This window comes from Sphingomonas oligoaromativorans (assembly GCF_011762195.1).
GTDB classification, from domain to species: domain Bacteria; phylum Pseudomonadota; class Alphaproteobacteria; order Sphingomonadales; family Sphingomonadaceae; genus Solisphingomonas; species Solisphingomonas oligoaromativorans.
Genome location: NZ_JAASQK010000004.1, coordinates 197102 through 209850 on the forward strand (window position 1 = coordinate 197102; position 12749 = coordinate 209850).

The following is a 12749-nucleotide window of genomic DNA, read 5'->3' on the forward strand; positions in this document are numbered from 1 at the left end:
CTGATCCGGCCGGCATGGCCGATACGCATATCAATAATGGGGAGGTGGCGATGCGCCGTTCGTTACTGGGGTCTTCTTTCCTGACCACATTGTCGCTTCTGGCCTGCGCCGGGGTGGCTCATGCGCAGGGGCCGGCCAAGGCGCCCTGGCTCGATCCCTCGCTGCCGGTGGAGAAGCGGGTCGACGATCTCATCTCCCGCATGACGCCGGAGGAGAAAGCGTCGCAGCTCACCAACCAGTCGCGCGCGATCCCGAGGCTCGGCGTGCCGGCCTATAACTGGTGGAACGAGGCGCTGCACGGTGTCGCCCGCAACGGCTATGCCACCGTCTTCCCCGAGCCGGTGGGCCTCGCCGCCACCTTCGATCCGGCCGCGATCAAGGACATGGGCGTCGCCATCGGCACCGAGGCGCGCGTCAAGTTCAACATGGTCGAGCGCTCGGGCAGTGAGCATCATATCTATCAGGGCCTCGATTTCTGGTCCCCCAACATCAACATCTTCCGCGATCCGCGCTGGGGGCGCGGGCAGGAGACCTATGGCGAAGATCCCTATCTCACCGGCAAGATGGGCACCGCCTTCGTGCAGGGGATGCAGGGCGACGATCCGCGCTATTACCGGGTGATCGCCACCGCCAAGCATTACGCCGTCCACAGCGGGCCGGAATCGACGCGTCATGAGGTGGACGTGAAGGTCAGCAAGCATGACGAGGAGGACACCTATCTCCCCGCCTTCCGCGAGCTGGTGACGGAGGGCAAGGTCGCCTCGGTGATGTGCGCCTACAACCGCATCAACGGGCAGCCGGCCTGCGCCAGCGACTTCCTGCTGACCGATCAGCTCCGCAACCGCTGGGGCTTTACCGGCTATGTCGTGTCGGATTGCGATGCCATCGCCGATATCCAGCGCGGCCACCACTTCACCAAGACGCTGGCGGAGGCGGCGGCCGTCTCGCTGAAGCACGGCGTCGACAATGATTGCACCCAGTATAACAGCCCGCCCGACGTCCCGGCCGACTATGCACTCTATCACGACGCGATGAAGGAAGGGCTCGTCACGCAGCAGGAGGTCGACACCACGCTGCGCCGGCTGTTCACCGCTCGGATGCGGCTCGGCCTGTTCGATCCGGCCGCGAGCGTGCGCTATGCGCAGGTGTCGGACGACCAGCTCAACTCGCCCGCCCACCGCGCGCTGGCGCTGAAGCTCGCCAACGAGTCGATGGTGCTGCTGAAGAACAACGGCGTGCTGCCGGTGAAGCCTTCGGTGAAGACGATCGCGGTGATCGGCCCGCTCGCCGATCAGGTGGACGTGCTGCTCGGCAATTATAATGGCCAGCCGATCCATCCGGTGACGGCGCTGGACGGCATCCGCGCCGCCTTCCCGAACGCGAAGATCGTCTTCGAGCCGGGCACCAACTTCCTGCGTGTCGCGACGACCGTCCCGGCGACGGCGCTCAGCGGGCCGGACGGCCAGCCGGGCCTCAAGGCGGAGTTCTGGGCCAAGCCCGATTTCGCCGGCGCGCCGCAGGTGACGCGCACCGACGCCATCGTCAATCTCGACCGCGATATGTCCCCCGTGCTGGACAGCCACACCATGTCCTCGCGCTGGACGGGCTTCGTCACCGCGCCGGAGACGGGAGAGTTCAACATCGGCCTGAGCGGCTCCGATGCGAAGCTCTGGGTCGACGGCAATCTGATGGTCGAGAATGGCGAGCGGCAGCGGACGCCTCAAATGAAGGCGATGCACTTCGAGAAGGGCCACCGCTACGCCATCCGCATCGATCAGGCGCCGGGCAAGGGGCCGGTGATCCACCTGGTGTGGGAGCCGGTGGTGCAGAACCCGCTCAACCGTGCGGTGGAGGCGGCGAAGAACGCCGATCTCGTCGTTGCGGTGGCGGGCATCAGCTCCGCGCTGGAAGGCGAGGAGATGAAGGTCGACGTGCCCGGCTTCCAGGGCGGCGACCGCACCAGCCTCGATATGCCGGCCGACGAGGAAAATCTCCTGAAGGCGGTGAAGGCCACCGGCAAGCCGATGGCGCTGGTGCTGATGAACGGCTCGGCGCTGTCGGTGAACTGGGCTGCCGCCAATGTCGATGCGATCATCGATGCCTGGTATCCGGGCGAGCAGGGCGGCACCGCGATCGGCCAGACGCTGGCGGGCGTGAACAACCCGTCGGGTCGCCTGCCGGTGACCTTCTACACCGGGGTCGGCGAGCTTCCGCCGTTCGAAGATTATTCGATGAAGGGGCGGACCTACCGCTATTTCACGGGCAAGCCGCTCTACGCCTTCGGGCATGGCCTCAGCTACACGCGCTTCGCCTATGCGACGCCGAAGCTGTCGACGGCCAAGCTCAAGGCGGGCGGCACGCTGGGCGTCGATGCGACCGTGCGCAATGCCGGTGCGGTGGCGGGCGACGAGGTGGTGCAGCTCTATCTCGGCTTCCCGAAGGTGCCGGGCGCGCCGATCCGGGCGATGCGTGGCTTCACCCGCGTCCACCTCGCGCCGGGCGAGAGCAGGAGCGTCCATTTCGACCTTTCGCCCCGCGACCTGTCGAGCGTGACGGAAGCGGGTGACCGGGTGGTCGCGGCGGGCGGCTATACGCTGACGATCGGCGGGGGCCAGCCGGGCACGGGCGCGGCCGGCGCCACCGCGATGTTCGCCATCGAAGGCACGAGCAAGCTGGCCGAATAAGACGCGCGAAAAAGGGGCGGTGGTTTCGGCCACCGCCCCTTTCTCTTGTCCATGGCCTGAGGCTCAGAAGATCCGCGACAGGATCACATAAAGCGTGCCCGACAGCAGGATCGAGACGGGCAGCGTCAGCACCCAGGCCAGCACCAGATTGCGGATCGTCGACATCTGGAGCCCGGAGCGGTTGGCCGCCATCGTCCCGGCCACGCCCGAGGACAGGACGTGGGTGGTGGAAACCGGCAGGCCGAACGTGTCCGCAAGGCCGATCGTCGCCATCGCCACCAGCTCGGCCGAGGCGCCCTGCGCATAGGTGAGGTGCGACTTGCCGATCTTCTCGCCCACCGTCACCACGATCCGCTTCCAGCCGATCATCGTGCCGAGGCCGAGCGCGAAGGCCACCGCGATCTTCACCCAGGTCGGGATGAAGCGCGTCGCCTTGTCGAGCGAGCCCTTGTAAGCCGTCAGCGCCTTGCCTTCGGCCTCGCTGAAGCCCGCGCTCTTGTTCGCGGAGACGCGCTTGATCGCCTCCGACGCCAGATACATGTCGTTGCGCATGTTCTTGGACTGCGTGCTCGGCACATGGGCGATCGTGCCGTAGCCCGTCACCTGCCGGTCGATATCGCCGACGAGTGCCGCGAGCGAAGGGACGGTATCCGGCGTCTGCGTCCTGTTGGCGATGAAGTTGGTCACGGCCGCACGCGCGTCCGCCGCCGGGGCGACGCCGCCGGCACGGGCGGTCAGCGCCTTCTGGGCATCCACCGAGCTGGTGTGGAATTGCGCTTCATAATGTGCCGGAACCGCGCGGTTCAGCGCATAGGCGGTGGGCACCGTGCCGATCAGGATCAGCATGATGAGGCCCATGCCCTTCTGCCCGTCGTTCGAACCGTGCGCGAAGCTGACGCCCGTGCAGGTGAAGACCAGAAGGATGCGGATCCACCACGGCGGCGGCAGGCCGTCCCTGGGCTCGCTATAAAGCTCCTTGTTGCGGATCGTCCCGCGCGCCACGAAGAACAGCAGCGCGGATGCGATGAAGCCGATCAGCGGCGAAAGCAGCAGCGCCCAGCCGATGTTCTGCGCCTGACCCCATTCGACGCCGGAGGTGCCGCCCCGCCCGTGCAGCAGGGCGTTGGCCACGCCCACGCCGATGATCGAGCCGATGAGCGTGTGGGAACTGGAGGACGGGATGCCAAGATACCAGGTCGCGAGGTTCCAGATGATCGCCGCGATCAGCAGCGAGAACACCATCGCGAAGCCGGCATCCGATCCGACCTGAAGGATCAGCTCGACGGGCAGCAGCGAGACGATGCCGAACGCCACCGCGCCGGTCGACAGCAACACGCCGAGGAAGTTGAAGAAGCCCGACCACACCACGGCGACATGTGCCGGCATCGAATTGGTGTAGATCACCGTGGCGACGGCGTTGGCGGTGTCGTGGAAGCCGTTCACGAACTCGAAGCCGAGCGCGATCAGCAGCGCGATGAACAGCATCACGAATGGCAGCACCGCGCGCGCCTGAACCCCGGCCGCCGCCGCGTCCGTGTAGACGCTGTACGCCACGAACAGGATCGCCGCGAGGACCGCAGCACCGAAACCAATTCCCCCGGCTGTTCCCAGGCCCTTTTCAAGATCGGGTCTCGAAGACACCCGAGTCTCCGCCATCGTCGCCATGACGCTGTCTCCCCAGAGTTCTCCGGGTTATCGCTAATGCGGCGATGTGACAGTTTGGCGGTCGATGTTAACCTTGGGTGGCGCGTCGTGTTTTGGGATGTTGTTCCCGATGGACGCCGTAGCCCATTCCCTATCGGCGGGTCCGCTGTCCCAGCAGTTCGGCCAGCACGCCCGTCACCAGCATCCCGAACGCCAGGAGCGTCATGGCCTCGCCCAGCGCCGGCCAGCCCCAGCGCGTCACCACCAGCCCGCCGAGCGGAGGCCCGATCAGCGCGCCGCCGGCGCCGAATTGCGTGAGGAGGCCGTTGACGGTGGCGATGCGGGGGCTGTCGGCGGTCTCGGCGCCGGCCATCCGGGGGAGCCGCGCGAAGATCAGGGGCGGCGCGATCCCGCTCGCCACCATGCAGGCCATCGCCGCCGCACCGCTGAGGATCGCCGCGCCGGGAAGCCTGGCGAGCGGCGGCGCGAAGACGATGAGCGCCAGCAGGCAGCTCGCGACGAGGCTGGCGGCGATCAGCAGCAGCACCGTGCGCATGTCCTCCAGCCCGCGATGGAGCCGCCGCGCCGCATAGGCCGATCCCGCCAGCGCGGACAGCGAGGCGGCGCCCGTGATCGCCGCCGCGACGCTGACGGGCACGCTCATCCGCTCGATCAGGAAGGTCGGCAGCAGCATGGAGAAGGCGCAGATATAAGTCGTGTAGAAACCGAAGCTCAGCGTCGACACCCAGCCGCTCAGCGCCGGCAGTTCCAGCCGGGGGCGGGCGCCCGCACGTTCTGCCTTTCGCGAAAGCAGCGCGACGACGATGCCCGCGGGCACCAGCGCCCAGCCCAGCATGATGATGCGCGGGGATGTCAGCTCCAGCGCGAGGCCGGTGACCGCGCTGCCGAACGCCACGCCCACCGGCACGAAGCTGCTCCACAGCGCCAGCGCGGTGCCGCGCTGGGCGTCGCTGGCGATGGCGGCGATCATCGTCGGCGCGGCGGTCACGACCAGCAGATAGCCGATGCCCTCGACCGCGCGGGCGGAGAAAAGAAGCGCCGCGTTGACGGCGATGCCTTCCAGCATCCCGGAAGCGGCGAGCAGCCCCAGCCCCGCGAGCAGGAAGCGCCGCGTGCCCACCCGGCCCAGCGCCAGCCCCGCCACGAAGCCGAACAGGCCGCCGCCCACCTCCAGCAGCGAGATCAGCAGCCCCGTCTGCGGCAGGGTGAGGCCGTAGCTTTCGCGCAGGATCGGCGCCAGCGATGACATCTTGGCAAGCTGGGCCGCGGCCAGCACGCCGACCAGCCACAAACCGACGATCCGACTCCACGCATTCTGCATGGCGCTCCCCCTATTCCGGGCGGACGGGCGAGCGCCATGGCAAAAATGCCCGATCCGGTTCGCGGGCGTTACGAAGCCCGTCCGTCCCGTTCGAGACGCGCGTGCAGGATGCGGCCGAGATGCTTGGGCGTGCCGCCCGGCGTCTTCGCATAGAAGCGCAGGGACTCCGCGCAGCTTCCGTGGATCAGGCGTGCGGGGGCGCGGCGTTCGGGTCCATCCACATTACCTCCCAGATATGGCCGTCCGGGTCTTCGAAGCTGCGGCCAAACATGAAGCCATAATCCTGCGACGGCGTGGGATCGGGCTGGCCGCCGGCCGCCGCCGCTTTGTCGACCTTGGCGATGACGGCCTCGCGGCTTTCTTCCGACACGCAGAGCAGCACCTGCGCCTGTTGGCGTGCGTCCACGATCGGGCGATCCGTGAACTGGCGCCACTTGTCATGGGTCAGAAGCATGACGTGGATCGTTTCGGAGAGCACCATGCACGCGGCGGTCTCGTCGGTGAAGCCGGGGTTGTTGGTGGCGCCGACCGCCTCGTAAAAGGCCTTCGACCGGTCGAGATCGGTGACGGGAAGGTTGATGAAGATGAGCTTGCTCATATCCTGCTCCTTGTGGCGGCCGCTTGGGTGGCCATCGCTTGCGCGGCATCATCTTAGCGTTCGGAGGGCGAAAGCCGATGCCTGAAATCATGACCGGCGGATGCCAGTGCGGGCGGGTGCGCTATGCGGTGCCCATCGACTCCGACGAGGCCTATCTGTGCCATTGCAACTATTGCAGGCGCGCGACGGGCGGGGTGTCGATCGCCTTCAAGAATGTCCGCTTCGCCGACGTGATGTGGACCGCGAGTCCGCCGGACTGGTATCAGTCCTCGCCGATCGCGCGACGGCCTTTCTGTTCGGCCTGCGGCACGCCGCTCGGCTTCCAATTCCTCGACGGCGAGAATATGGACCTCACCGTCGGCTCGTTCGACGATCCATCCCGCTTCCGCCCGACCTCGAACTTCTCGATCGAGACGGCGCTGCCGGCGTGGATGGATGCCTCGCAACTTCCCGGCAAGCGCCTCGACGAACATGCGCCTGCCGTCGACCGCTGGATCAAGGCCATTGGCAAGCTCCCCGACTGAACTTCCCATCCACCGTTTCAACAGCTTCGACGGCGTCGAGCTGGCCTATCGCGAGATGGGCGAGGGCCGGCCGCTGGTGCTGATCCACGGCTATTTCTCGACCGCGATGGTGAACTGGGTGCGCTACGGCCATGCCGGGAAGATCGCGGACAGGGGCTATCGGGTCATCATGCCGGACCTGCGCGGCCATGGCGACAGCGCCAGGCCGCACGACCCCGCCGCCTATCCGCATGATGCGCTGGCCGACGACGGCTTTGCGCTGATCGAGCATCTCGGGCTGACCGACTATGATCTTGGCGGCTATTCGCTGGGCGGGCGAACCGCGATGCGGATGCTGGCGCGGGGCGCGAAGCCGGGTCGGGCGATCGTCGCCGGCATGGGGCTGGACGGCATCCTCAACACCGCTGGGCGGGGCGGCTATTTCCGCCGTGTGCTGACCAACCTCGGCAGCTTCGAACGCGGCACGCCCGAATGGCTGACGGAAGCCTTCCTCAAGACGGTGCAGGGCGATCCGGTGGCGCTGCTCAACGTGCTCGACACCTTCGCCGACACGCCGCGCGAGGCCGTGGAGGCCATTGCCATGCCGGTGCTGATCGTGGCCGGAAAGGATGATGACGACAATGGCTCGGCCGAGGCGCTGGCGGATCTGCTCCCGCATGGGCGGCACGGCGTCATCCCCGGTAACCATATGAGCGCGGTCACCCGGCCCGAGCTTGGCATCGCCATCGCGGAGTTCCTGTCGGAATGATCCTCTCTCCGGGCGGGCCGGCGAAAGATTAGCGATTCCTTCACCGGCCCGGCCCGATAGGTCGCCGATGGAATCGGCCGGGGTCATCCTGTTCAGCCTTAGCGCGACGAGTCTGCTGCTGTGCATCGCGCTCGCGGTCGCGTGGCGGCGCTTCGGCCAGGAGGCTCATGCGGCATTCTGGTCGCTGGCTTATGGGCTGTCGGCAGCGAACTGGACGGCCAATCTGCTGAAGATATGGCTCCTGCCTGCGGGATCTAGCCTGACCCTGATGTCGGCGGTCTGCTCGGTGGGCAGCTTCGCGCTCATCGCGCTGGGCTTCCGGCGGAGGGCGGGGCTGCCGTTGCGGCTGGACGCGATGATGGTGGCGGCAGCGATCACCATCCTGTTCGTCGGATTTGCCATGTGGGAGGCTGCCAGCTCCGGCGTGCAGCGTTCGGCGGTGCTGCTGTTCTGCGCGGCCATGATGGTCGTTTCCGCGATGTCGCTGCGCAAGTCCGGCCATGATGGCCGCCGCGCGACGGGCGGCGCGGCGTTCTGGATGCTGGCGCTGTTCGCGGCCTATGCCACGGGGCTCGGGCTGCTCGCGCTGTTCGGCGGCAACGCGGGCGATGATCTCTATCGCCTGCTGTTCCTGACCGGCGTGCCGACCGGCCTGTTCGGGGTCGGGCTCTTCGCCATGTTCCTGCTGGCGGCGGATCTGGCCGAGGGGATGCGGCAGATCGCCGCAAGCGATCCGCTGACCGGCATCCTCAACAGGCGCGGGTTCGAGGAGGCGGCTATGCCGCTTCTTGCGTGCTGCACGGAAGATGGGCGTCCGCTGGCGGTGGTGATCGCCGATATCGACCGCTTCAAGACGGTCAACGACCGCTTCGGCCATGCGGTGGGCGATCTCGTCCTCCAGCGCTTCGCGGCGCATATGTCGGCGATGCTCCGGCCGGGCGACCTGTTCGGACGGCTGGGCGGGGAAGAGTTCGTCCTGCTGCTCCCCGATACGGACGGGAATGAGGCGGTGGCCGTGATGGAGACGGCGCGCGGCGGCCTTGCCCCGGCGGTGCATGATCTTCTGTCGATCGGCAGCGTGACGGCGAGCTTCGGTATCGCGTCTCTGTGGCGGGGGGAGACGCTGCGCGAGATGATCCAGCGCGCGGACGAGGCGCTCTATCGTTCCAAGATGGACGGGCGGGACCGGATCACGCTCTGCCCGCGGACTCCGGCGGGTAAGACCGCGCGATACGAGCAGTGGACGGCCGAAGAGCTCCGCAAGGCCGTCGGCTGACGCGGCCGGATCGGCGAGACCCGGCCGCGCCCTGACGTTCAGAGCTGGCCGAGCAGATGGTCCGCCGTGCTGACCTTGAACTCGCCCGGCGCCTCGACGTTGAGTTGCTTCACCACGCCATTCTCGATCAGCATCGAGTAACGCTGGCTGCGCGTGCCCATGCCATATTTCGAGCCGTCCATGGTGAGGCCCACCGCCTTGGCGAAATCGCCATTGCCGTCGGCGAGCATGGTCACCGCCTCGGCGTCGTTGGCCTTGCCCCAGGCGCCCATGACGAACACGTCGTTCACCGAGGTGCAGGCGATGGCGTCCACGCCCTTGGCCTTGAGATCGGCCGCCTTGTCGAGGAAGCCGGGGAGGTGGCGCGCCGAGCAGGTCGGCGTGAAGGCGCCCGGAACGGCGAAGAGGGCGACCGTCCGGCCCTCGAAGAAGTCGCGGCCGATCGGCTCTGGGCCATCGGCGGTCATGGTGGAGAAGCTGGCGTCGGGCAGCGTGTCGCCGATCTGGATCGTCATGGGGAGCGTCCTCTCATTGGGCCGCAAGTGCGGCGAAACCGCCTCCGCCTAGCGCAGCGCGCGGACGGTCGCCAAGCTCAGATATCGCCTTCGCGCCGACGCCGCCAGCGGAGCACCGGCCCGGCCAGCGGAGGCACGGCACGGAACAGCCCCATCATCACCCGCCAACGGGGGGAGCGCCCGCCCGCCCGGTGGCGATGGAGGAGGCTGAGCCCCGCCGACGTACGCCCGGTCAGGACGAGTTCCTCGCCCTCCGCCCAACCGGCCTCGCGGCGCATCTGCTCCATCATTGCCGTGGCGATGGCGGCTTCGGGCCGCCCGGCGAGGCGCGCGGCCGCTTTCTCATAGACCCTTGCCGTCGCCAGCCGGAGTTGGCGCGTCGCCGAGGAGAGCGAGCCCGGCCGGCGCCGATAGATCGCCAGCGGCTCCGGCACCTGCGCGATGCGCCAGCCCTGTTCGACGATGCGGAGCCACAAGTCGAAATCCTCGGCGGCGGGCAGGCTTTCGTCGAAGCCGCCGGTCGCGTCGAACGCCTCCCGTCGCATGATCGCGGCGACGAACACATTGAAGCTGCGATCGAGCAGGCCCGCCAGCGTCGGCGGCTTTGCCTGCCCGTGATATTCGGAGAAGCGGCGCCCCTCGCGCGATGGCTGGCCCGAATAGATCGCATCGCAGGATATGATGCCGATATCGGGCGCGGCACGGATCGCCGCGACCATGTGCTCCAGATAGTCCGGGGCATACTGGTCGTCGCCGTCGAGAAGAGCGATCAGCGGTGCGCGGGACGCGGCGATCGCCCGGTTGCGCGCCGCGGAGAGGCCTCCGTTCCCGGTCGCGAGGAAGCGGATACGGGGATCGGCGGCCACGAACGGAGCCACCGCGCCGGCAACGTCGTCGGGGGCGCCGTCGTCGATGACGATCGCTTCCCAGTCGCCAAAGGACTGGGCCTGGAGCGAAGTCAGCGCTTCGCCCACAAGATGCGCGACTCCCCAGGCGGGGACGATCACCGATACGGCGGGAGGGGGGGCGTTCATGGTCATTCTCGGTTTAGCACCGATAGGTCGTTCCGCCTCGTGAACAAGCTGTCATCCGCGCGTGGCGTGGACCGAACTGTCTCATCGCGGTAGAGCATGGAGCATGGATAATCCGCGCTTTCTTGTCGGCCAGCTTCTGCTCGCGATGCCGGGGATCGGCGATCCGCGTTTCGAACATGCGGTGATCGCGATGTGCTCGCACGATGAGGGCGGCGCGCTGGGGATCGGCATCGGCGCCTATGTTCCGGGCATCGGGCTCCATGCGCTGATGCGCCAGCTCGATCTCGATCCGGGCGAGGCCCCGGATGCGCCGCTGCACGCGGGCGGACCGGTCGAGCCCAATCGCGGCTTCGTCATCCACAGCGACGATTGGGCTGGGGAGGGCAGCGTCGATGTCGCCGGCCGCTGGCGGCTGACCGCGACGCTCGACGTGCTGAAGGCGCTGGCCGAAGGGCGCGGGCCGTCGCGCTGGCTGGCGGCGCTTGGCTATGCGGGTTGGGGCGCGGGGCAGCTCGACGACGAGGTGGCCGCCAATGGCTGGTTCGACGTGCGCGGTGACGAACGGCTCATTTTCGAAGGCGAGGCATCGCGCCGGTGGAGCGCGGGCTTCGCCTCGGCGGGCGTGGACGTCCGTCTGCTGTCGAGCAGCTCGGGCCGCGCATGACGGGCTCGTTACACATATAAAGACATCTTTATATTTGCGTCCCCGCCGGTCAGGCATTAGTGGCCGGGTTGCTGCCGGCCGCACGTCGCTGGGCCGGCCCCAGACTCCGGGAGCTTTTTCCGTGGCTACTGCCTCCGTTCAGCCCATCGCCGATTATGTCGTCCGCGACCTCTCGCTTGCCGCTTTCGGCCGCAAGGAGATCGAGATCGCCGAGACCGAGATGCCCGGCCTGATGGCGCTTCGCGAAGAATATGGCGCGTCGCAGCCGCTCAAGGGCGCGCGCATCACCGGCTCGCTGCACATGACCATCCAGACCGCCGTGCTGATCGAGACGCTGACCGCGCTCGGCGCCGAGGTCCGCTGGGCGACCTGCAACATCTATTCGACCCAGGATCACGCCGCCGCCGCCATCGCGCAGTCGGGCGTGCCGGTCTTCGCCATCAAGGGCGAGACGCTGGCCGAATATTGGGATTATGTCGGCCGCATCTTCGATTGGGGTGACGAGCCCTGCAACATGATCCTCGACGATGGCGGCGACGCCACGATGTTCGTGCTCTGGGGCGCGAAGATCGAGGCCGGCGCCACGCTGCCGCCGCCCGAGAACGAGGAAGAGATCGAGTTCCAGCGCGCGCTGAAGGCGTTCATCGCCGCGAAGCCGGGCTACCTCACCCGCACCGCCGCCACCATCAAGGGCGTGTCGGAAGAGACGACCACCGGCGTCCACCGCCTCTATGAGATCGCGAAGAAGGGCGAACTGCTCTTCCCGGCGATCAACGTCAACGACTCGGTGACCAAGTCGAAGTTCGACAACCTCTATGGCTGCAAGGAATCGCTGGTCGACGCGATCCGTCGCGGCACCGACGTGATGCTCGCCGGCAAGGTGGCCGCCGTCGCCGGCTTCGGCGACGTGGGCAAGGGCTCGGCCGCATCGCTCCGCAACGGCGGCGCGCGCGTTCTGGTGACCGAGATCGATCCGATCTGCGCGCTCCAGGCCGCGATGGAAGGCTATGAGGTCGTGACGATGGAAGAGGCCGCCAAGCGCGCCGATATCTTCGTCACCGCGACCGGCAATGCCGACGTCATCACCGTCGACCACATGCGCGCGATGAAGAACATGGCGATCGTGTGCAACATCGGCCACTTCGACAGCGAGATCCAGATCGGCGGCCTCAGCAACATGAAGTGGACCGAGATCAAGCCGCAGGTCGACGAGGTCGAGTTCCCGGATGGCAAGAAGATCATCGTCCTGTCGAAGGGCCGCCTGGTGAACCTCGGCAACGCCACCGGTCACCCGTCCTTCGTGATGTCGGCGAGCTTCACCAACCAGACGATCGCGCAGATCGAGCTGTTCACGCGCGGCGACCAGTATGCCAAGCAGGTCTACGTCCTGCCGAAGCATCTCGACGAGAAGGTGGCGCGCCTTCACCTCGACAAGCTGGGCGTGAAGCTCTCGAAGCTCACCGAGAAGCAGGCCGCTTACATCGGCGTGACGACCGAAGGCCCGTTCAAGCCGGACCATTATCGCTACTGAGACCGTCTCTCAGACGAATAGGGCTCTTCGAGCCGGGAAGGGGTGGCCGTCAAGGCCGCCCCTTTTTGTTTGTCCACGCGCGAAATCGGATACGTTTCGCCTGTGACATGATGGGGCGGCAGTCAGCATCGCCAGTCCCGCTTATTGTCATATCAAACAGCCTTATGTCCGTTCTGTTGCTGATCGGTA

General features: G+C 67.2%; 11 protein-coding genes. 6 read left to right on the forward strand and 5 right to left on the reverse strand.

Going from position 1 to position 12749, the window contains the following annotated elements:
• Positions 1–50 precede the first annotated feature (50 nt).
• On the forward strand, positions 51–2684 hold the full coding sequence (locus tag FHS98_RS09625; RefSeq protein WP_243847951.1) for a glycoside hydrolase family 3 C-terminal domain-containing protein: 2634 nt from the start codon (positions 51–53) through the stop codon (positions 2682–2684).
• 63 nt (positions 2685–2747) lie between these two features.
• On the opposite strand, the gene FHS98_RS09630 is transcribed toward FHS98_RS09625, so the two are convergent.
• The 3 genes from FHS98_RS09630 to FHS98_RS09640 form a co-directional block, all read right to left on the reverse strand.
• Entirely contained in the window at positions 2748–4349 is a 1602-nt protein-coding gene (locus tag FHS98_RS09630; protein ID WP_167103578.1) for an inorganic phosphate transporter, read from the reverse strand.
• 130 nt (positions 4350–4479) lie between these two features.
• A complete protein-coding gene (locus FHS98_RS09635; RefSeq protein WP_167103581.1) occupies positions 4480–5670 on the reverse strand; it encodes an MFS transporter in 1191 nt (396 codons plus the stop codon).
• Positions 5671–5854: 184 nt separating this feature from the next.
• A complete protein-coding gene (locus tag FHS98_RS09640; protein ID WP_167103584.1) occupies positions 5855–6268 on the reverse strand; it encodes a VOC family protein in 414 nt (137 codons plus the stop codon).
• A gap of 77 nt (positions 6269–6345) precedes the next feature.
• Here FHS98_RS09640 and FHS98_RS09645 point away from each other — a divergent pair, with 77 nt between their 5' ends.
• From FHS98_RS09645 to FHS98_RS09655, 3 genes are all read left to right on the forward strand, one after another.
• Positions 6346–6792 (forward strand): GFA family protein, encoded by a 447-nt coding sequence (locus FHS98_RS09645; protein WP_167103587.1) that lies wholly within the window; start codon positions 6346–6348, stop codon positions 6790–6792.
• Positions 6773–7540, forward strand: a complete 768-nt coding sequence (locus FHS98_RS09650; protein WP_167103589.1) for an alpha/beta fold hydrolase — start codon at positions 6773–6775, stop codon at positions 7538–7540. Before FHS98_RS09645 ends, FHS98_RS09650 begins: the two co-directional genes overlap by 20 nt.
• 67 nt (positions 7541–7607) lie before the next feature.
• Positions 7608–8816, forward strand: coding sequence for a GGDEF domain-containing protein (locus tag FHS98_RS09655; protein WP_167103593.1), 1209 nt, complete (start codon positions 7608–7610; stop codon positions 8814–8816).
• Positions 8817–8854: 38 nt separating this feature from the next.
• On the opposite strand, the gene FHS98_RS09660 is transcribed toward FHS98_RS09655, so the two are convergent.
• Both FHS98_RS09660 and FHS98_RS09665 read right to left on the reverse strand, forming a co-directional pair.
• Positions 8855–9331, reverse strand: a complete 477-nt coding sequence (locus tag FHS98_RS09660) for a peroxiredoxin (RefSeq protein ID WP_167103596.1) — start codon at positions 9329–9331, stop codon at positions 8855–8857.
• Between the two features lie 77 nt (positions 9332–9408).
• The gene (locus FHS98_RS09665) at positions 9409–10371 is read right to left on the reverse strand and encodes a glycosyltransferase family 2 protein (protein WP_167103599.1); all 963 of its coding nucleotides are present in this window, start codon (positions 10369–10371) and stop codon (positions 9409–9411) included.
• Between the two features lie 97 nt (positions 10372–10468).
• On the opposite strand from FHS98_RS09665, the gene FHS98_RS09670 reads away from it, so the two are divergent.
• Positions 10469–11029, forward strand: coding sequence for a YqgE/AlgH family protein (locus FHS98_RS09670; protein ID WP_167103602.1), 561 nt, complete (start codon positions 10469–10471; stop codon positions 11027–11029).
• A 121-nt stretch (positions 11030–11150) separates the two neighbouring features.
• On the forward strand, positions 11151–12560 hold the full coding sequence (gene ahcY / locus FHS98_RS09675) for an adenosylhomocysteinase (RefSeq protein ID WP_167103605.1): 1410 nt from the start codon (positions 11151–11153) through the stop codon (positions 12558–12560).
• Positions 12561–12749 lie beyond the last annotated feature (189 nt).